Genomic DNA, 20,385 nt, shown 5'->3' on the forward strand with positions numbered 1-20,385 from the left:
CACTGTTTTGCTACCCCTGGGGGCAGAAAAATTTAGTATTTCCGGCTATTTGTTCCCTTTCTTCTGGCTCAGCCCTTGGGCTTCGGCGGTGCCTTGCGTGGCGTGCTGGCATTTTTCTCCAGATGCTCGACGATCAGTCCGGCGATATCCTTGCCGGTCGCCGTCTCGATACCTTGTAATCCGGGCGAAGAGTTTACCTCCATGATCACCGGGCCGTGGTTGGAGCGCAGCAGGTCGACACCCGCCACGGACAATCCCATGGCCTTTGCCGCTCGAATGGCGGTGGAACGTTCTTCCGGGGTGATGCGGATGACGCTGGCGGTACCGCCACGATGCAGATTGGAACGAAATTCGCCATCGGCGGCCTGGCGCTTCATCGATGCCACGACTTTGTCGCCAATGACGAAGCAGCGGATGTCGGCGCCCTTGGCCTCCTTGATGTACTCCTGCACCATGATGTTCGCTTTCATGCCCATGAAGGCCTGGATGACCGATTCCGCCGCCTGATTGGTTTCTGCCAGGACCACGCCGATGCCTTGGGTTCCCTCCAGCAGCTTGATCACCAGCGGCGCCCCCTTGGCCATGGTGATCAGGTCGGGGATGTCATCGGGCGAGTGGGCGAAGCCGGTTACCGGAAGCCCCAGGCCCTTGCGCGACAGCAGTTGCAGCGAGCGCAGCTTGTCACGGGACCGGGTGATGGAGACTGAGTCGTTGAGTACGTAGGTACTCATCATTTCGAACTGGCGCAGTACGGCGCAGCCGTAGAAGGTCACCGACGCCCCGATGCGCGGCACGATCGCATCGAAGGACTCGAGTTCCGCGCCCTTGTAGTGGATCGAGGGGCGGTGCGACGCGATATTCATGTAGCAGCGCAGCGTGTCGACGACTCTGACACTGTGGCCACGCTGCTCGGCGGCCTCGATCAGGCGGCGCGTCGAGTATAGGTTGCGATTGCGTGACAAGATGCCGATATGCATGCGCGAGAGGCTCCGAGGCGTGGTGTGAAGGCGGTGGCGAGAAAAACGTCAGGGTTCACCGTGAAGGAACGCGGCGCCCGGGGCAACCAGGAGCCGACGCATGGCGCGTCTTCCGAGCAGCATGGGATGACGCATGTTGCTGCGATCGGTCAAGGTCAGTTCGATGGGAAAATCCAGGCCCCCGAGGAGGAGGCGGGTACGGATGACATAGCGCCACTCCTGCTGCCCGTTGGAACTCCTGACTCGCCGCCGGTCGTGCAGCGGCAACTGGCACTCGTGATGCGCGATGGGTTGCCCGCTCGAGCGGGTGATGAACCGAACCCATGGGTGTCCACTCTCTTCGTAGGGCTCGATCTGTTCGGCATGCAGCGCCGAGGTGCGGGCCCCGGTATCCGCCTTGCAGCATAGAGTCATCTGCAGGTCGGGGAGCGTCACCATCTCGCGTCGGCCGATGATCGCCTGGACCTGATAGGGCATTGCTTTCATGAAATCACACGTTCCGTTGTCTGACGAGCCGGCCCAGGGAGGAGTCCATCGGTGCCTGACGTAGCATCATCAATATGGGCAGCCGCAGGCGCGGGATCAATGCCAAATCACGCACGACGGGACGAAAGTCGACCTCCGGACTCTCGGCCAGGCGCTGCAGAAACCGTTTGAGGCGGGCCTCGTGCTCGAGATGGTGCCAGCCCCGGGCGGCAATGGCGGCAAGACAGTCGGCGGCCATCAGGGCGTCGTCATCGAGAATGCGGTCCAGCCACTCCCCGACCCTGGCGTTCTCGCTGCCCAGCAGGGCTCTCAACAGGGCGCAGAAGACTTCGATATCCCGTCTCTCGCGAGCGCTATCGAGCATACTCCATAGTCTCGGCAGCAACTCGTCCGGGGTGTCACCATGTTCCAGCAGGTAGCAAAGCGCTAGAATCACCTCCCGCGGCATGGCATCGAGGCCTGCCACCAGCGCCCCGACCACCTCAGGATCCTTGGCGACAACCTGGTCGGCCAATCCCTGGAGACCCAGCATCTGCCAGTCGAGCGACTCATCGCCGAGGAGATAGCGGCGAGTCATGTCGGAGAAGGCCGAAGGGGGCTGGCCGAAATGACGAGACAGGCGGGCGTGCAGCAGCGCCCGCTGGTGTAGCTCCGGTTCGAAGGCCAGCGGATTGTCCTGCATCAGATTGTCTGGCGCCAGATCCTCGTTCGAGGATGCCGCGCGGGCGCTCAGGGTCTGCAGCAGACGGTCGAGGAACGCATCGCGAGGGGCGGGCACCAGTTGGCCCTGCTCATCCAGGGGTAGGGAAAGGAACCAGATGGCCGGGTCCGTTTCGAGTTCGGGCCAGCTCAACGCACAGGCGACCTGGGCACGGCCGTTCCAAGGGAGTGGCCAGGGCGTCTGCTCCCGCTCGAATGCAGCGAAAGCGGCCTGTTCCATAGGGGTGACGCGACGGCCCAGGGTCGATAGCACGACCTCCGCGCCGCTGCCCGAGAAGAAATCGCTGAGCGTTTGCATGATAGGTGTCGCCGTCTCCATCGAGGCGCGCACTGTAACTTGCCGCGCCGGCGCTGGATAGGTCCTGGCCAAAAATTGATCAGCCCGCGCCGAGACATGCATTACGCTGCATCAGGATAGGTGTCCCAAGTTTATCCACAGGCTCCTTCAGGTTTTCTGTGAGCAATCGGAACAGTTTCCACATCCACCATTTCAGGAGGAACAATGACCTCGCACGACAGATTGGCTCACGCCTTGCGTGAATTGGAAGCGACGCTGATGGACGTCGGTTTGTGGGAGGCCTCGCAACCGCAACCGTCTGCGTTCGAGAGCCAGCAGCCATTTTGCGTCGATACCATGTCCATGCCGCAGTGGCTGCGCTACGTATTCATCGCTCGGCTTCAGGCGCTGGTCGATGCCCGTGCCACCTTGCCCGCGACTTGCGCCGTTGCCCCGGCGATGGAGGTCTGGCTCAAGGATGAGCCGGCTTCGACGAGGGATCCGGTAGTGCGTGAGCTTGCCACTGTCGATCTTATCGTCACCCAGGCATGACCGATCGCGATCCAGCCCCGCTGGCCGAATTCGAGGCACAAAAAAACCGGGCCCTTGGGCCCGGTTTCCGATATCGACTGTCGTTCGCTTAGAAGCGAGCGGTGACACCGGCACCGACGGTGACCGGGTCGAGATCGATGTCGCGACCGCCACTGATGTCGGCGCTCACGTCGGTGTACTGAGCGAAAGCGTTGAAACCGAAATTGTCGGTCACGTTCAGATCAACACCCAGTTGGCCCGCCGCGCCCCAGGAGTCGTCGACGCTACCGACACCGCTTTCATCAGAGAACGTGGTGTAGTTGACACCGACGCCGGCATACGGCTGGACGCGAGAGTCGAGACCACCCAGCGGATAGTACTGCGCCATCAGGTTGATCGGAACCTGCTTGAAGGTACCGCCTTCAGCGTGGACCTTGGTCTCGGTCATGGAGCTCAGTTCGACGCCGATCTTGTCGTGAACCATGTAACCCAGGCCCAGGTAGGCGCCCTTGTCGTTGTCATCGGTATAGCCGGTGTCAACGTCAGTCTTGGCTACGCCCAGGCGGCCATAGAAGTCGCCAGCACCGTAGGCGAATGCGGCTTGAGTTCCGAATGCGCAAGCGCCGGCGACTACCATTGCGGAAAACAGTTTGGTCTTGGTCATGATAAGTACTCCCTTTCTTTCATCATGAAGCCGTGTTACCGGCCTTCACATTCTATGAGACAACGTCGCTATGATAGGAAACGGTGTTTTTTATGTCCAGTAAAATTTTGAAACAGCGTTTTTTTACACTCCAGCAGCATATCCGCCTGTCTGTGCGCAGTCGCCTTTCTACCGCTAGGATTACCCTAGTCGCTGATGGATGACGTCGCCAGCCTAGGGTGAGCCGACGACATTGACCTAGGAGAGGAGCCCCCGTGGAGAGACACCGAAAGGATTGGATGTTGTCGATCGTGGTACCGGTCATGAACGAGGAGGATGCGATCGACCGGTTTCTGCAAGCGGTGGACCGAGAGCTGGGCGACAGACTTCCGGCACTGGAGATACTATTCGTCGACGACGGCTCCACCGACGCCACGCTCGAGAGGCTGCGCGCGAGTTCGCTCCGGGATCCTCGGGTTCGGGTTCTGTCCTTGACGCGGAATTTCGGCAAGGAAGCTGCCATGACCGCCGGGCTCGATCACGCTCGCGGAGATGCCGTCGTGCCAATGGATGTCGATCTGCAGGATCCCCCGGCGGTGATCCTGGAATTCATCCGGCTGTGGCAGGACGAAGGGTACGACATGATCTACGGCATTCGTGGCTCCCGAGACGAGGACACCCAGGCCAAGCGGGCCTCCGCCGGCCTTTTCTATCGCTTTTTCAACCATCTGGCCGAAACGCACATCCCCAGCAATGCAGGGGATTTTCGGCTGATGGATCGCCGTGTGGTGGATGCCATCAAGCGGTTGCCCGAGCGCAACCGTTTCATGAAAGGCCTGTTCAGCTGGCCGGGGTACCGCTCCATTGGTGTCTACTACGATCGGCCGGCGCGGGAAAGCGGGGAGAGCAAGTTCAATTTCTGGAAGCTGTGGAATTTCGCCATAGACGGGTTCGTCAGCTTTTCTACCTGGCCATTGCGTATCTGGATGTACTTCGGCGCCGTCATTGCCGGGCTCGCCTTCCTTTATATCCTGCTCCTCGTCGGACGCGTGATCGTGGTGGGCAATGACCTGCCTGGCTATGCGTCGTTGATGACCGCGATCCTGTTTTTCGGCGGCATGCAGCTGTTGTCCGTCGGTATCCTGGGCGAGTACGTCGGGCGTCTTTTCATCGAGACCAAGCAGCGACCGCTCTACCTGGTCGCCGAGGATAGCCTGATCGACCGGGAGGGGCAGGTCGGTGAGGGCGGCGGGGCCCGCCACGGGTCTGACGCCTCGTGAAGCGCCGGCTCAAGCGTGAGGCGAAGACTGCCGCCCGGTTCGGGCTGGTGGGGTGTGTGGCGACGGCTGCGCACCTGACGATTGCGGCTATCCTCAGCGCCCTGTGGCCGGCGCTGTCGGAATTCGTGGTCAATCTGTGTGGCTTTCTGGTTGCTTTCCAGATATCGCTGATCGGTCACCGACGCTTGACGTTTCGGCGTCGGGGGAAGGCCAGACGTTTCTTCACACTGGCCCTGCTGGGGTTCGTTCTCAATAACGGTGTCCTTGCCATGCTGCTGGCCTCGACACGCGTGTCTGGATTCTGGGCCATCGGCATTGCCACGCTTACCGTGCCAGTGATCACCTACGTCGGCTCACGACTGTGGGCGTTTCGCGAGCATCATCGCTGACAGTTCGCGATTGGTGGGCGCAGGCGTCGGCGGCGATGGAACCGATGGGGGGGTCGACTTTCTTCCTACGGTCGCGGTGGTCGACGCCTTGGCAGGCATGAAAAAGGGCTCCCGCAGGAGCCCTTGATCTTGGTGGTCTGAGCAGCGCTCAGCGTGTGATCTGACGGTACTCGCCAGCGTCGCTGGTCATGCGGCTCACCAGCACGATGGCGACGAAGGAGGCGATGAAACCAGGGATGATCTCGTAGACGCCCGGGCCGCCCAGGAACGAGCTGCTGAAGCCCAGCGCGATCCATACGATCACCGTCAGTGCGCCCACCACCATGCCGGCGATGGCGCCGGCGCCGTTGGTCCGCGACCACATCAGCGACAGCAGGATCAGCGGGCCGAAGGCAGCGCCGAAGCCGGCCCAGGCGTTGCTGACCAGGCCCAGCACCTGGGAGTCGGGATTGGAGGCGATGATCGCTGCCACCACGCCGACCGCGACCACGCTCAGACGACCGATGGTGACGGTCTCCTTCTCGCTCGCTTCCTTGCGCAGGAACAGGCGGTAGAAGTCCTCGGTGAGCGACGAGGAGGCCACCAGCAGCTGGCTTGAGATGGTGCTCATGATCGCCGCCAGCAGCGCCGCGTAGAGGAAGCCGGTGATCAGCGGATGGAACAGCAGGTTGGAGAGGATGATGAAGATCGTCTCCGGGTCCTGCACCTCGAGGCCGTTGCGGATCGCATAGGCGCGGCCGAAGATGCCGACCGAGATCGCGCCGACCAGCGAGATGAACATCCAGGTCATGCCGATGTTACGTGCCGTGGGTACGTCCTTGACCGAGCGGATCGCCATGAAGCGCACGATGATGTGCGGCTGGCCGAAATAGCCCAGGCCCCAGGTGACCGCGGAGAGCCAGCCGACGATGGTCAGGCCGTCGGTCCACGAGAGCAGGGTGGGATCGACCTGATTGAGCGTCTGCTGGGCCTGGCTGAAGCCGCCGCCGCCCTCGCCGAAGAGCACCACCGCGGGCATGATCACCAGCGCCAGCATCATGATGCAGCCCTGGACGAAGTCGGTCATGCTTACCGCCAGGAAGCCGCCGACCACGGTATAGACCAGCACCACCCCGAGCGTGAGGACCACGCCGGTGGCGTAGTCGCTCAGCCCGCCGATATCGATGACGCCGGAGAAGGCGCTCTCGAACAGCTTGCCGCCGGCCACGAGACCCGAGGCGGTGTAGACCGAGAAGAACACCACGATGACGATGGCCGAGACCGTGCGCAGCGACAGCGCGCGGGTCGGGAAGCGGTTGGCCAGGAACGCCGGAATGGTGATGGCGTTGCCGTAATGCACGGTCTGCTCGCGCAGCCGTGGCGCCACCAGCAGCCAGTTGAAGAAGGCGCCGACGAACAGGCCGATCCCGATCCAGGCCGAACCCAGGCCGGAGACGAACATCGCCCCGGGCAAGCCCAGTAGTAACCAGCCACTCATGTCCGAAGCGCCGGCCGACAGGGCCGCGACCTGAGGGCTGAGCGTTCTTCCGCCCAGCATGTAATCCTCGGAAGTGGCGGTGGAAGTGCGCATGGCGTAGAGGCCGATGGCGATCATGAGCACGAAGTAGGCGATGAGGCTTATCCAGACACCGATAGCCATGAGGACGTCTCCTTTCTCTTAGTTATTGGATGTCACCGGCCCGGACACGATACTGCCGGAGCTGGAGTGTTCACGCGGCCCGGCGCAGCGGCGGCTCGCGCCGCGGATGGCTGGCGAGGGGGCGTTAGCCCACTGTTGATATTGTTTTCGGTCATGCAGAACTTCCTTCAGCTTGTTGTCGTTGATGACGAGTGGGGATTACTCGTCTCCCATCGCTAGCAGCGAAGCATTCCCGCCCAGCGCGGCTGTGTTGATGGTGCGAGTCTTCTCGGTGGCGAAGCGCAACAGGTAGTGTGGCCCCCCGGCTTTCGGACCGGTACCGGAGAAGCCTTGGCCGCCGAATGGCTGCACGCCGACGACGGCGCCGATGATATCGCGATTGACGTAGACGTTGCCGACGCGGATGCGGCTGGCGACATGCTGGGTGAAGCTCTCGTTACGGCTGTGGACGCCGAACGTCAGGCCGTAGCCCTTGGCGTTGATGGCGTCGATGACGTCTTCCAACTGGTCGGCTCGATAGCGCGCGATGTGCAACAGAGGCCCGAACTGCTCAGCTTCCATCGATTCGATGCCGTCGATGGCGAAGGCCATGGGCGCCACGAAGGTGCCGTTGTCGGTCTGTGCCGGATCGAGCTTGGCTTCGGCGAGCACGCGCCCCTCGGCCTTCATCTTCTCGATATGGGCGAGCAGTCCTTCGCGAGCTTCCTCGTCGATGACCGGGCCGACGTCGGTGCCGAGATCGCGGGGATCACCGATCCGCAGCTCTTCCATGGCGCCACGCAGGATCTCGATGACGCGATCGGCAATATCTTCCTGCAGGTAAAGAACGCGGAGGGCGGAACAGCGCTGGCCGGCACTCTGGAACGCCGAGTGGACGACATCCGCGACGACCTGCTCGGGCAGGGCGGTAGAGTCGACGATCATCGCATTCATGCCGCCGGTCTCGGCGATCAACGTGGGCAGGGCGGCGTTCTCTCTCGCGGCCAGTGCCCGGTTGATGATTTGCGCGGTGTCGGTGGAGCCAGTGAAGACCACGCCAGTAATGCGGGGGTCGCTACTCAAGACGCTGCCCACGGTGGGGCCGTCGCCCGGCAGCAGCTGGACCACATCGCGTGGCATGCCGGCCTCGAACAGCAGTTCGATCACCCGGTTGGCGACCAGCGAGGTCTGCTCTGCGGGTTTGGCCAGCACGCTGTTGCCGGCCACGGCGGCTGCTACCAACTGCCCGGTGAAGATCGCCACCGGGAAGTTCCATGGGCTGATGGCGGCGAACACGCCCTTGCCCCTCATCATCAGCTCGTTGGACTCGCCGGTCGGCCCTGGCAGGGCGGTTGGCTCGGCGAACAGCTCGCGGGCGCGGGCGGCATAGTAGCGGCAGAAATCCACTGCCTCGCGAATCTCGTCGACGCCATCGGTGAGCAGCTTGCCGCCCTCGCGTGAACAGAGCGTCATCAATTCCGGCAGATGGGTTTCCATCAGATCCGCGTGGCGCTCGAGGATCGCTGCTCGCTCCTCGACCGGGGTCTCGCTCCAGCGGGGAAAGGCTTTCCAGGCAATATCGACGGCCTGTTGGGCGTGCTCGCGTGTCGCCCACTGGACGCTGCCCACCGGCTGACGGCGGTCGTAGGGGCTGGTGACAGGCTGGCGCTGGCTGTCGTCGTTGGCGATGTCGATACCCAATAGTGGCTTGGCGTGATATTCACGGTCCATGAACTCCGCCATGCGGTCGACGAGCGGCTGGTATTGACTGTTGATGTTCAAGTTGACGCCTTTGGAGTTCTTGCGTGCCGGACCGTAGATGTCCTTTGGCAGCGGAATTTTGGGATTGGCGAAGGTCGGGTAGGGCTTGAGTGTGGCGATCGGATGGACGCAGAGAGATTCGACCGCCACCCGCGGGTCGACCAGTTGGTGGACGAACGACGAGTTGGCGCCATTTTCCAGCAGCCGGCGGACCAGGTACGGCAGCAGGTCCTTGTGCGCGCCGACGGGGGCGTAGATGCGGCAGTAGGTGCCTCGCGGGGCGCGCTTGAGCGCCGCGTCATAGAGCGCCTCGCCCATGCCATGTAGTCGCTGGAACTCGAAGGCGCGATCGGCATCGTTGGCCAGCTCGAGAATGCTCGTGATGGTGTGAGCGTTGTGCGTCGCGAACTGGGGAAAAATGCGGCCCCGGGTATTGTCGGAGAGCAGGAATCGGGCGCAGGCGAGGTACGCCACATCCGTGCAAGCCTTGCGGGTATAGACCGGGTAGCCGTCGACGCCGAGCTTTTGCGATTCCTTGATCTCGGTATCCCAGTAGGCGCCCTTGACCAGCCGCAGGGGGATCTCGTCGCCCTGCTGATCGGCCAGGCGATTGATGTAGTGCAATACCGGCAGGCAGCGCTTGGCATAAGCCTGAACCACCAGGCCGAAGTGACCCCAGCCGCGGCAGACATCGCTCTCGAAAACCGCGCGGAAGACCTCGAGCGAGAGTTCAAGGCGGTCCACCTCTTCGGCGTCGACAGTCAGCGCCACATGGCGCTCCCGAGCCAGCTCCACGAGCTGCTTGACGGTGCCGACCAGTTCTTCGAGCACCTGGCTGCGGCGACCGAACTCGTAGCGTGGATGCAGAGCGGAAAGCTTGATCGAGACAGACGGGGCCGGCGTGCTGGCGTCCAGCTTGAGGCTGGTTTCACCGACCTGGCGGATTGCCGAGGCGTAGTCGTCGAAATAGCGCTTGGCGTCCTGACGGGTGCGGGCCGCTTCGCCCAGCATGTCGTAGGAGTAGGTATAGCCCTTGTTGAACAGCGGCTTGGAGCGCTTGAGCGCCTCGTCGATCGTGCGGCCCAGCACGAACTGCTGGCCCATGATCTTCATCGCCTGGTACATGGCGCTGCGAATCACCGGCTCGCCCATGCGATTGACCATGCGGTTGATGAAATTGGCCGGCTTGCCCTCCCTTGGCTTGTCCATCTGGATGACGTTGCCCGTCATCAGCAGGCCCCAGGTCGAAGCGTTGACGAACCACGACTCGCTCTGTCCCAGGTAGCGCTTCCAGTCGGCGACGCCCAGCTTGTCCTCGATCAGGGCATCAGCGGTGGCTTTGTCGGGAATACGCAGCAGTGCCTCCGCCAGACACATCAGCAGCACGCCTTCCTGGGTGTCGAGACTGTACTGCTGGAGCAGTTCGTCGATGGAGTCGACGGCGGTGTCCATGGTGCGAACATCGCGGACCAGCTGCGCCGTCTTGTCGCCGATGCGTGCGAAATCCGCCTCATCGGCGTCCAGCATGGCGCACAGCTGCTCGAGGTAGGCGTCCTCGTCAACCACATAGTGGTCGCTGATCCTGGCGAACAGCGTCGCCAGCGAGGTCTGCCAGGTAGCGGCATCCAGCATTTGGTCGGCTTTTAGCATTGTTTAACCCCGTGATAATCGGCGTCGGCGGTGGTGACCGCTTGCCGGAAGCGTACGGTGAACTGCGCCAAGGGATAGGCGTGGTGGCTGACTCTATCGTGAAACAGGTGGGCGGTACTTGCCAATTATCCGGGGGTATTTGCGAAAAAGGCCGGCTTTTCGCGCTAACGAGAGGGGCGTCGCAGCTGCATGGGAGGATGGCCGTAACGACGACGGAAGGCGTTGCTCAGGGCGCTTTGATTGGCGAATCCCGTACGTTCCGCGATATCCGCCAGTGGCATGTCGGTCAACGTGGTCAATTCACGAGCCCGGTTCAAGCGCAGCCGCATCACGAACTGATAGGGAGTGATGCCGGTCTGTTCGCGAAATCGTTCGGCGAAGTGTGCTTCGCTCAGACAGGCCAGTCGGGCCAGGTCAGAGACGCTCAGGCGCCGGTCCAGCCGTTCGAGAACGAACTGCTCGAGCCGCTGGACGTCGAGTGCTCGACTGGCTCGCTTGGCCAGCGAGGATGAGACGAGCGGCGCGTTCAGGCGGGCGTGCAGTGAACTGAGTAGGGTGGCGACCAGTAGATCCCCGGGCGCGTGACTGGCTTGGCCCATCTCGTTGATCAGGAACTGCAGGTAGTGCTGTAGTGATTCATCGAGAGAAAAATACCCCGGACGATCGAACAAGGCCCTCAATCGCCGATTCATCCCGGTCAGGGCAGAGGCATCGTCCGGCAGATCGATGATCAACTGGCGGTTGTCTCCGATGCCCTCGTAGTAATGTTCGATATTGGCGGGCACGAGGCAGCCCGAGAGTGGCGCCACGACACCTCCCTGGCCGGCGATCTCGAATTCCGCGTAACCGGACAGCCCGATCACGAGTTGGTGATAGTCGTGGTGGTGGTGCTGGATGGTATTGTCGAGTGGGGCCAGCCGGATCGTGTCGGTCATGGTGTTCGTCGCGACTTGACGTGTTCAGGCATGATACTCACTTCCGTGAAGCGCCTGATGGGCAGCCAGGTGATCGCGCAGTGCCATCAGCTCTTCCCGGCCTCTGCGAGAGAAGAGCGATCCGCCCTGGGCCGCTTGCCAAGGGCGGCCGTGTGTTTCCATCAGATGCTGGCTACAGCGGCGCAGGTTTTCCAGGTAAGCATCGTGCCGTATCGGGTAGCCGATCAAGGTATGCCAGCGTGCTTCACTGGCGCGGTTGTCCAGTACCGCGTCGAACAGGTCTAGAAGATCCTGTGACTGCGTTCGATAACGGGGGGTACGCGACAGCATCAGCGCCGCCACGGTGGCCAGGCTGATCAGCAGGCAGACGAGGAAGACCACGAAGAATAGTGGCATGCAGAGGCTCCGGGGCGCGGCAATCGGCACAGTTTACCATGCTGGCGGTGGCGCCCAAATGTCGCTGACACGCCGTTGGGCCAGGCACATCCGGCCCGATGTCGATCGCGCAGAGGTCGAAATGGAGGAAAGCGGAGCCGCCCGGGTGTCATGAGACCGTCATGCGGGGACGGTCGACCTCGGCGGCGGTCGCGCTGGCAACCGGCTGGAGAGGATTACGGGCTTGGCGGTGATCGTGCCTATCGCTGCCGTCCGCATAAAAAAACGCCGCGCAGGGCGCGGCGATAACGATCTTTACAGTAAGCTCGAGAATCCTGTAGCGACTGCTATTCAGTATCTCTTGAGCGTTATGAGTCGTTGTCGGTGAAAAAGTTCCTTGACGCGACCGAAGCTGCGGAACAGCTCGCGCTGGAGTCGGTATTTGCCCGCGTCAAGGCAATGCTCTGGCGCCGGAAGCAGTGGATATGTTCGGGTCCCATTGCCTGACCTGGCCGTTCTCGGCTACCCAGAACACGGTGACGCCCTGGCGTAGGCAGAACTCCTTCATCCCGGCCATCCGGCGGCGAAAATCGGAGGTGTCGGGAAGCGCCAGCGATACCTGGGCCGTCTCATCCGGCATTTCGCTGTCCTGGATGAGATAGAAGAAGGCTTGGGTGATCTCCATCCAGGGGTCCTGGCCGACATCGAGGCCGAGCTCTCCCCGGCAGTCGACGATCAGGCGCCGTTGCCCGAACACGGCCGTGGCTTCGAGATCGATTTCCGGTCGCGTGCCCAGCCGGCTGGCCCCACATCGATAGCCATTGCTGGCAAGCCAGTGGGACATCGCTTGTACGACATGAGTATGAGTTATGGTTGCCATCGTTTTTGTCATGAATTTAATTAATGTTATGAAATGACGCGATTAGCTTCTAGTTTGATATTTCAATGATAAGATTAACATAGACTCGTTTCCGGACAGATGCATAGTTCGTATAGGGTCACTCCGGTTCTGCATGGCCCGACGCGAGCAGCGCTTTCGTCTGTGAGTGGCGCCTTGAAGGAGGCATTTCAGTGAACTCTGTTGCCATGGCCATGGTTTTTTCCCGCCCGATGAAAAGTTGAAAAAAGATCAACAGGCCGCGTGATTGCCTGAATCAGTGACCGGAGTTGGCTATCCCTCATAGTTAAGATACTTCTATTTTAATATTAAAGTTCTAGTTTGATACGCGCGTTCGATAATGGCTGCCTGATACGCCAAGGCGCTGTGGCAAGTCCGTGACTTGAGGCGTCATCTTTCAGTCGGGGCGGCCGCAGTCTTTACCGAACATCTGCAAGAATATTGCTGGCCAACGGTTCCCATACCGCGGGCTAGCGTGAATAATCGCAGACCAATTCCGTTAGACTAAAGTAGGAGGTGGTCGTGGCTGACGCTCACTCGACCGACGCAGCAAGGCCCGCCCGACGGTATGCGTTGCTGATCGAAATGGCGCTGGCCGTGGGAGGATTCGCCATTGGCGTGGGCGAATTCACGATCATGGGGCTGATGCCGGACGTGGCCCAGGCTTTGAATATCTCCGAGCCGCAAGTGGGGCACGTCATCAGCGCCTATGCGCTGGGTGTCGTCGTGGGGGCACCATTGATTGCCGTCATGGGCTCGCACTTCTATCGGCGTCATCTGCTGCTGATGCTGATGGCCTTTTTCGCCCTCGGCAATATCGCCAGCGCCTTGGCACCGGATTATCACACCCTGATGGTCTTTCGCTTCATCTCCGGGTTGCCTCACGGCGCCTATTTTGGCGTCGCCTCCCTGGTCGCGGCTTCACTCGTACCCTCGCACAAGCGGGCTCAAGCGGTGAGCCGGGTCATGTCCGGCCTGACTATCGCCATGCTGATAGGTAACCCGCTCGCTACTTGGCTGAGTCAGATGATGAGTTGGCGTCTGGCCTTTGCCCTGGTCGGTGGCATTGCCGTCTTGACGGTCATTCTGGTGTTCATCTACCTACCCTTGAACCGACAAGAGAAGCGCAACAGCCCAGCCCAGGAACTCACCGCCCTCAAGCGTTCTCAGGTCTGGTTGACGCTGGGTGTCGGCGCGATCGGCTTCGCCGGCATGTTTTGTGTCTTCGCCTACCTGGCCCCGGTTCTCGTCAACGTGACGCAGGTATCGCCGTACTGGATTCCCGTGGCCCAAGCGGCGTTTGGTGCTGGCGCCATCATCGGCAATATCGTCGGCGGTAGGTTGTACGATCGCATGCAGCTCAAGGGGGTGGGCTGGTTGCTGGTCTGGTGCATCGCCATCCTGTTGCTCTTTCCGTTGGCGGCGCAGTCGCTATGGTCGATTCTGTTGATCTGCGTGGCGGTCGGTACCATGGTCTCGCTGTCACCGGCGCTGCAGACACGACTGATGGATGTGGCTGCGGATGCCCAAACGCTGGCTGCCGCTTCCAATCACGCCGCTTTCAATGTGGCCAACGCGCTGGGGCCATGGCTCGGCGGCATGGCCATCAGCGCCGGGCTGGGCTGGACCGTGACCGGGTACGTCGGTGCGGCGACAGCTGCAGCGGGGCTGGTCGTATTCTTCTTCGCCTATCGCCAACAGCGTCGGCACGGCTGAGTGCGGTGGGATCGAGTCGAATCGAATCGGTGAATCGGATAGGGTCCTGACCCGGCTGGGTCAGGACCGTCAAGCGCGGTACACGGGAATCAAACGGTCTCGGTGACGGCGTCCGTGGGGGCGGGAACGGCAACGTATGCGTCCTCGCTGGGACAGCGTTCGCACTTGATACTGACAGCCGCCTGTTCTTCTGCGTCAGGGGATGTCATCGGTAACGGCTGCTCATGCCCACAAGCACGACAGCATGCCATCAATGAACTTTCGGATTGCTTGACCGTGAACATTTCCATCGGGTTCTCCTTAACCATGAGGTGCGGCGCGTGCTCCGCAAATCCTGTACGACTATAGTCTGACACTAACTGTATAGCCGAGCACGGGAAATGCAAGATCGGGCAGTGGCGAAGAGCCCGAAAGCTCACCATGGCAGCGGCGACGAGGTCGGGGCATTGAATGCCGCCGGTGCGCCGGCCCTCTCGGGATTTTGCCCAACTCCTTGGCTTGTTGCGCCGTTTTTCTCCATGGCGCGAGCCCGGGGCTGCAGCCGTTCGTCGATCGGCCGGCCACTTTCCTGACGGCAAGGGGCGGCTTTCACTGACGGCTCCAACGTGCCCTGATGTAGCCGACGATGCGAAACGGCGGATGACGAACGCTCTCCACGGTCACCCCGTGAAGCTGCTCTCCGCTGACGCGCATTCTGCCGGAGGCCAGGTGCTCCAGATATTGGATCTGTAGAATCCCTTCCCGTTCGAGCAGATAGAGGCCGTCCTGCTGAAACTTGTCGCACGGCAGGACGGCGGCCAGATCCCCCTCGAACAGGAAATCAAACGATTCGTTTTCTGCCGGTGTCACCAGATGACAATCCTGGGTCAGCAACTGGAGCGTCGACATCGCGTCAGGCTCCGCCTGCTGTTGCTCCCAGGGAGCCGCCAGATGCGAGTGGATGCTCAAGACGGCTCGGCTCGACATCTGTGAGTCGACCGCCATCGCATTGAGAACGTCATCGTCGAGGAGCTGCTTGATCGAACAGCTCAAGGCCGAGGTGAGCGCCACGAGACGCTCATGGCCGATCTGCTTGATGGTGCCTGACTCCCAATAGGAAATCGTGACGTCAGAGACGCCCACCCGTCTTGCCAGTGCAGCTTTGCTCATTCCTGCCTGAAGGCGGAGTTGTTTGATTCGTGGTCCTAACCCGTCCATCCATGAATCTCGCCTGCGTATTGGTGCTGTGAGGATATCCACTCATTACCGAAGTATGTTTCGGGTTGCGAGCTTGTTGTCGTATGTTTGTCTAATTTTACGATCCAAGCGTTGGCGCGAAGCGAAGAATCGTCAAGGCACAATTTCATTGCCTCGGTGGGTTCCGGTTTCCCGATGCTCGTTCCCCCCTACGTCTCCACACGCAGGGTAGGGACAGCCAGCGCTGCAGCCTCCCCCCGGGAAGGCGTACAATTACTGCGCTCGTTCATCAACGGAATGGAATTCATGACGGTACGCACGCGCATCGCGCCTTCGCCTACTGGCGATCCCCATGTCGGCACAGCTTACATCGCACTCTTCAATCTCTGCTTCGCTCGCCTGCACGGCGGCCAGTTCATTCTGCGGATCGAAGATACCGATCGTCAGCGCTCCACGGCCGAGTCGGAGAAAATGATTCTCGACTCCCTGCGCTGGCTGGGGCTGGACTGGGATGAAGGGCCGGATATCGGTGGACCTCACGGCCCTTATCGGCAAAGTGAACGGGGCTCCATCTACGCTCAGCACGCCGAACGGCTGCTCGAGGATGGGCATGCCTTCAAATGCTATCGCACCAGCGAAGAGCTGGACGCGCTGCGTGAAGAGCGAAGGGCGGCGGGGCTGCATCTGGCGTTGAAACCTCACGACCTGGCGCTGGATCCCGAGGAGCAGCGCAGACGGGAGGCGGCCGGCTATCCCTACGTCATTCGATTGCAGGTGCCTTCCGAGGGGGTCTGTGTCGTCCAGGACATGCTTCGTGGTCAGATAGAGGTCGATTGGGCCCAGGTCGACGCGCAGATCCTCATGAAGTCGGACGGTATGCCGACCTACCATCTGGCCAATGTAGTCGATGACCATCTGATGGGGATCACCCACGTCCTCAGGGGCGAAGAGTGGATCAACTCCGCGCCCAAGCATCAATTGCTCTACGAATATTTCGGCTGGCCGATGCCGGAGCTGTGCCACATGCCGTTGCTGCGCAACCCGGACAAGTCGAAGTTGTCCAAGCGCAAGAATCCGACCTCGATCAACTACTATCGCCGGATGGGGTTCCTGCCGCAGGCGGTCACCAACTACCTCGGGCGGATGGGATGGTCGATGCCGGACGACCGCGAGAAGTTCAGTCTCGATGAGATGATGGCTCACTTCGACCTTCAGCGGGTCTCGTTGGGTGGCCCGGTTTTCGATCTGGACAAATTGAGCTGGCTCAACGGTGTCTATATCCGTGAAGACCTGGACGATGCGGCGCTCCTGGAGGCGTTGCGCGAGTGGGCTTTCAACGAGGTGTATGTCGGACAGATCCTGCCCCAGATTCGCCCGCGGATCACCACGCTCTCCGATGCGATGCCGCTGGCCGGCCATTTCTTCGCCGGCCTACCTGCAATCGACGAGAAGAGCTTCGACAGCGTCAACCTCGAACGCGAGACGCTGGTGGCGCTGCTGCAGTTCCTGGTATGGCGGCTGGAGACCGTTGCGCGCTGGGAAAAGGACAAGCTGCTGGAGCAGGTCAAGCTGCTGGCGGGATACTTCGAATTGAAGATGAAGGCTTTTCTGGCGCCCGTGTTCATCGCGGTGACGGGAAGCTCCCACTCGACCTCGGTACTCGATGCCATGGCGATTCTTGGCTCGGACGTCACGCGGGCGCGCCTTCGCCATGCGATCGAGGTGCTCGGCGGTGTTTCCAAGAAGCAGGCCAAGCGTCTCGAGAAGCAGTATCGCGAGCTGTAACTCGGTACCCGACATGTCAGGGCCGATGTGATTTTTTCTGTCTAAAGCGTTGACTTATCAGTGGGATGGCCGTATATTTCGCCCCGTTCTTGGAACGGGGCCTTAGCTCAGCTGGGAGAGCGCAACACTGGCAGTGTTGAGGTCAGCGGTTCGATCCCGCTAGGCTCCACCACAAGAACCGACCTCTGCGTCGTCTTCAGCGTCCCATTCGTCTAGTGGTCCAGGACACCGCCCTTTCACGGCGGTAACAGGGGTTCGAACCCCCTATGGGACGCCACTTCTTTTCTGCTCCATTCCCTCTACCGATATCCAGCTTCGTGGGTTTTCACGACTGTTGATAACTGTTCGGTATCGATCCTTCCGGGCTTGACATTCTGCCGGCTTTTCCACCGTGCGCGATTCGCGGCTTCCTTGACGCCGCTAACTTACTGAAAATAGGTAAACGAAATTTTTCTCTATAAAAATCAACAGCTTATTTGTGGTTAAAAATTAAGCAATCTGTTGGCAGCGCGCTTCTGGAGGCGGTTTGGTGACATTATCGAGGGGTTTTGAACAGGCTTATCCACAGGAAGTGTGGAAATCTTTGCCGCCCGCGGGCCGGGCATGAAAAAGCCGCCGGTCGTTCCGGCGGCATCGGGTTGGGTCGCTGGTGCGCTGCTGGGCTATTTCTTCGGGTAATCCCGCTTGTCGTAGCCAGTGTACAGCTGGCGCGGACGGCTGATCCGGTAGCCGTTGGTGATCATCTCGTTCCAGTGGGAGATCCAGCCGACGGTGCGTGCCATGGCAAAGATCACCGTGAACATGTTGGTTGGAATGCCTATGGCCTTGAGGATGATCCCGGAGTAGAAGTCGACGTTGGGATAGAGCTTGCGCTCGATGAAATATTCGTCCTCCAGCGCGATCTGCTCCAGGCGCTTGGCGATCTGCAGTTGTGCGTCGTCGCCGACCCCCAGCTCTCCGAGGACCTCGTCGCAGGTCTCCTTCATCACCTTGGCGCGGGGATCGAAGTTGCGGTAGACCCGGTGGCCGAAGCCCATCAGCTTGAACGGATCGTCCTTGTCCTTGGCCTTGTCGATAAAGCGCTGGATATTCTCTTCCGAGTCGTCGCCGATCTCGTCCAGCATCGCCAGTACCGCCTCGTTGGCGCCGCCATGCGCCGGCCCCCAGAGTGCGGCGATGCCGGCGCTGATGCAGGCAAAGGGGTTGGCGCCGGTGGAACCGGCCAGGCGCACGGTGGAGGTCGAGGCATTCTGCTCATGATCGGCGTGCAGCATGAAGATACGATCCATCGCCTTGGCGATGACGGGATTGACCTCATAATGCTCGCACGGGTTGCCGAACATCATGTGCAGGAAGTTTTCGGAGTAATTGAGGTCGTTGCGCGGATACATGAATGGCTGGCCGATGTTGTACTTGTGACACATCGCTGCCAGCGTCGGCATCTTGGCGATCAAGCGTATGGCGCTGACGTGACGCTGATCGGCCTGAGTGATGTCCAGGTTGTCATGATAGAAGGCAGCCAGCCCGCCGACGACGCCGCAGAGAACGGCCATGGGGTGTGCGTCACGGCGAAACCCCTTGTAGAAGTTGACGATCTGCTCGTGAACCATGGTGTGACGACCGATGGTATCCCTGAACTTCTCGTACTCCTCGGAGGAGGGGAGTTCGCCGAACATCAGGAGATAGCAGAGTTCGACGTAGTTGGAGTTCTCGGCCAGTTGCTCGATTGGGTATCCACGATGGAGCAGCGTGCCGGCGGCGCCGTCGATATAGGTGATGCTGGACTCGCACGAAGCGGTGGCGACGAAGCCAGGGTCGTAGGTGAACAGGCCTTCTGCAGTCAGGCTGCGGACGTCGATGACATCGGGGCCGACGGTACCGGGGTATACCGGCAATTCGATGGTGTTGTCGACACCATCGACCGATAGTTTCGCTTTTCTGTCAGCCATGTAGGCCTCCTTTATCGTGACATAAGCCTTTGTCTTTACTGCCTGCGGGCGGAAAAAAGAGTTTGCCCACTATAGATTTCCGCGGGGGTTTGTCAATTCGCCTAGGTCGCGTTGACACCGTGGTTGCGGCGTTTGTCCCGGATTGTAGAAGAGGTGGCGGGGTGCCGGGGGTAAGGAATGGCACCGGGGATGCTCGGACCGAGTCACCATCATACCCATCGATGGGGTCGAGCCGACAGCGACAAAAGAAATTTCGTTCGACTGTCGACAACCTGCGAGCCGATGGCGACGGGGAGCAGGCGGACATTTTTCCCGTGGGTGGCCTGTGTGATGATTTGTCATACCGTTACCCAAACCCTATAATCTGCAACCGCACGATATGGCATCGTCAGCCGGTTGGGGCCGCATCGGAACTGCATCTTGCGACCGTGTCCAGCTTCTAAAAACCACCGCCCTGAACGGGCACGACCCGTTTGGGTTAAGAGAGTGTTTAAGAGCCGTGAATAGCAAACGTCCAGTAAACCTCGACCTGTCCACCATCCATTTTCCACTTCCCGCACTCACCTCTATCGCACATCGCATCACAGGCGTCATCCTTTTCGTCGGGCTGATCTTCGGCTTCTGGGCGCTGGATGCTTCGCTCTCCTCTCCCGAGGGATTCGAATCGGTGCGTGATGCGTTGGCGCACAACGTGTTGGCGAAGCTGGTTGCCTGGGGCCTGCTCTCGGCACTCGGTTTCCACTTTGTCGCGGGGATCAAGCACCTGCTGATGGATACCGGCTACGGTGTCGATCTCGAGGGTGGCAATCTCAAGGCGCAGATCACCGTTGTGATCAGTGCCGTTCTGGTGGTTCTGGCAGGAGTCTGGGTATGGTAACCAATATCACGAATCTGGGCCGCAGTGGCTTGTCCGACTGGCTGATCCAGCGTGTTTCCGCGGTGGTGCTGGCGCTCTATGCGCTGTTCGTCGTGGCCTACCTGCTGTTTCATCCGAACCTGGACTACGTCACCTGGAGCGGCCTGTTCTCCCAGACCTGGATGCGCATCTTCTCCTTGCTGGCCTTCATATCCATGGCTGCTCATGCCTGGGTTGGTCTGTGGACGGTCTCCACCGACTATCTCAAGCACACCGGTGTTCGCTTCGCCTTCCAAGCCGTCGTGATTCTCGCCATCTTCGTTTTTCTGGTTTGGGGCGTTCAAGTCCTCTGGGGAGCCTGAT

General features: G+C 60.7%; 18 protein-coding genes and 2 tRNA genes. 9 read left to right on the plus strand and 11 right to left on the minus strand.

The features are described from left to right. Positions 1-68: 68 nt before the first annotated feature. From rimK to DOM54_RS15200, 3 genes are read right to left on the minus strand one after another with little or no spacing between them, the layout of a single operon-like run. Positions 69-977, minus strand: a complete 909-nt coding sequence (gene rimK / locus DOM54_RS15190) for a 30S ribosomal protein S6--L-glutamate ligase (RefSeq protein WP_110717151.1) — start codon at positions 975-977, stop codon at positions 69-71. Positions 978-1,025: 48 nt separating this feature from the next. Next, positions 1,026-1,463 carry an ATP-dependent zinc protease family protein gene (locus DOM54_RS15195; protein WP_110600670.1) on the minus strand — a complete coding sequence of 146 codons (438 nt, stop codon included), beginning with the start codon at positions 1,461-1,463 and terminating at the stop codon, positions 1,026-1,028. A 4-nt stretch (positions 1,464-1,467) separates the two neighbouring features. Then, positions 1,468-2,481, minus strand: coding sequence for a DUF3549 family protein (locus DOM54_RS15200; RefSeq protein ID WP_240613925.1), 1,014 nt, complete (start codon positions 2,479-2,481; stop codon positions 1,468-1,470). A gap of 204 nt (positions 2,482-2,685) precedes the next feature. On the opposite strand from DOM54_RS15200, the gene DOM54_RS15205 reads away from it, so the two are divergent. Beyond that, positions 2,686-3,012, plus strand: coding sequence for a YqcC family protein (locus tag DOM54_RS15205; RefSeq protein WP_110717152.1), 327 nt, complete (start codon positions 2,686-2,688; stop codon positions 3,010-3,012). A gap of 88 nt (positions 3,013-3,100) precedes the next feature. On the opposite strand, the gene DOM54_RS15210 is transcribed toward DOM54_RS15205, so the two are convergent. After that, positions 3,101-3,655, minus strand: coding sequence for an OmpW/AlkL family protein (locus tag DOM54_RS15210; RefSeq protein ID WP_110717153.1), 555 nt, complete (start codon positions 3,653-3,655; stop codon positions 3,101-3,103). 254 nt (positions 3,656-3,909) lie between these two features. On the opposite strand from DOM54_RS15210, the gene DOM54_RS15215 reads away from it, so the two are divergent. Beyond that, positions 3,910-4,914, plus strand: a complete 1,005-nt coding sequence (locus DOM54_RS15215; protein WP_240613926.1) for a glycosyltransferase family 2 protein — start codon at positions 3,910-3,912, stop codon at positions 4,912-4,914. Continuing rightward, a complete protein-coding gene (locus DOM54_RS15220) occupies positions 4,911-5,303 on the plus strand; it encodes a GtrA family protein (protein WP_110717155.1) in 393 nt (130 codons plus the stop codon). Before DOM54_RS15215 ends, DOM54_RS15220 begins: the two co-directional genes overlap by 4 nt. Positions 5,304-5,451: 148 nt before the next feature. Here DOM54_RS15220 and putP read toward each other — a convergent pair whose 3' ends face one another. From putP to DOM54_RS15245, 5 genes are all read right to left on the minus strand, one after another. Beyond that, a complete protein-coding gene (gene putP, locus DOM54_RS15225) occupies positions 5,452-6,942 on the minus strand; it encodes a sodium/proline symporter PutP (protein ID WP_110717156.1) in 1,491 nt (496 codons plus the stop codon). 198 nt (positions 6,943-7,140) lie between these two features. Next, positions 7,141-10,332: a bifunctional proline dehydrogenase/L-glutamate gamma-semialdehyde dehydrogenase PutA gene (putA, locus tag DOM54_RS15230; RefSeq protein WP_110717157.1), complete on the minus strand. Its 3,192-nt coding sequence runs from the start codon at positions 10,330-10,332 to the stop codon at positions 7,141-7,143. Positions 10,333-10,496: 164 nt separating this feature from the next. After that, a complete protein-coding gene (locus DOM54_RS15235; protein ID WP_110717158.1) occupies positions 10,497-11,267 on the minus strand; it encodes an AraC family transcriptional regulator in 771 nt (256 codons plus the stop codon). A gap of 24 nt (positions 11,268-11,291) precedes the next feature. Then, a complete protein-coding gene (locus tag DOM54_RS15240; RefSeq protein WP_110717159.1) occupies positions 11,292-11,663 on the minus strand; it encodes a hypothetical protein in 372 nt (123 codons plus the stop codon). A 430-nt stretch (positions 11,664-12,093) separates the two neighbouring features. Further along, complete coding sequence (locus DOM54_RS15245; protein ID WP_110717160.1) at positions 12,094-12,486, minus strand: hypothetical protein; 393 nt, start codon at positions 12,484-12,486, stop codon at positions 12,094-12,096. Positions 12,487-13,062: 576 nt separating this feature from the next. Here DOM54_RS15245 and DOM54_RS15250 point away from each other — a divergent pair. Continuing rightward, a complete protein-coding gene (locus DOM54_RS15250) occupies positions 13,063-14,256 on the plus strand; it encodes an MFS transporter (RefSeq protein ID WP_240613927.1) in 1,194 nt (397 codons plus the stop codon). Between the two features lie 588 nt (positions 14,257-14,844). Here the strand turns inward: DOM54_RS15250 and DOM54_RS15260 are convergent. Next, a complete protein-coding gene (locus tag DOM54_RS15260; protein ID WP_420852760.1) occupies positions 14,845-15,405 on the minus strand; it encodes a helix-turn-helix domain-containing protein in 561 nt (186 codons plus the stop codon). A 333-nt stretch (positions 15,406-15,738) separates the two neighbouring features. Here DOM54_RS15260 and gltX point away from each other — a divergent pair, with 333 nt between their 5' ends. The 3 genes from gltX to DOM54_RS15275 all read left to right on the plus strand — a co-directional run bounded on the left by gltX (position 15,739) and on the right by DOM54_RS15275 (position 17,494). Further along, positions 15,739-17,217, plus strand: a complete 1,479-nt coding sequence (gene gltX, locus DOM54_RS15265) for a glutamate--tRNA ligase (protein ID WP_110717250.1) — start codon at positions 15,739-15,741, stop codon at positions 17,215-17,217. Between the two features lie 96 nt (positions 17,218-17,313). Continuing rightward, positions 17,314-17,389 (plus strand) — tRNA-Ala (locus DOM54_RS15270). A 29-nt stretch (positions 17,390-17,418) separates the two neighbouring features. Continuing rightward, positions 17,419-17,494: transfer RNA gene (locus DOM54_RS15275), tRNA-Glu, on the plus strand. A 385-nt stretch (positions 17,495-17,879) separates the two neighbouring features. On the opposite strand, the gene gltA is transcribed toward DOM54_RS15275, so the two are convergent. Further along, the gene (gene gltA / locus DOM54_RS15280) at positions 17,880-19,166 is read right to left on the minus strand and encodes a citrate synthase (protein WP_110717163.1); all 1,287 of its coding nucleotides are present in this window, start codon (positions 19,164-19,166) and stop codon (positions 17,880-17,882) included. A 499-nt stretch (positions 19,167-19,665) separates the two neighbouring features. Here gltA and sdhC point away from each other — a divergent pair, with 499 nt between their 5' ends. Together sdhC and sdhD are read left to right on the plus strand one after the other, a co-directional pair. Next, a complete protein-coding gene (sdhC, locus tag DOM54_RS15285) occupies positions 19,666-20,043 on the plus strand; it encodes a succinate dehydrogenase, cytochrome b556 subunit (RefSeq protein ID WP_206019126.1) in 378 nt (125 codons plus the stop codon). Next, entirely contained in the window at positions 20,037-20,384 is a 348-nt protein-coding gene (sdhD, locus tag DOM54_RS15290) for a succinate dehydrogenase, hydrophobic membrane anchor protein (protein ID WP_110600696.1), read from the plus strand. Before sdhC ends, sdhD begins: the two co-directional genes overlap by 7 nt. The last annotated feature ends 1 nt before the right edge of the window (position 20,385 follow it).

This window comes from Salinicola acroporae (assembly GCF_003206615.1).
Lineage (GTDB): Bacteria > Pseudomonadota > Gammaproteobacteria > Pseudomonadales > Halomonadaceae > Salinicola > Salinicola acroporae.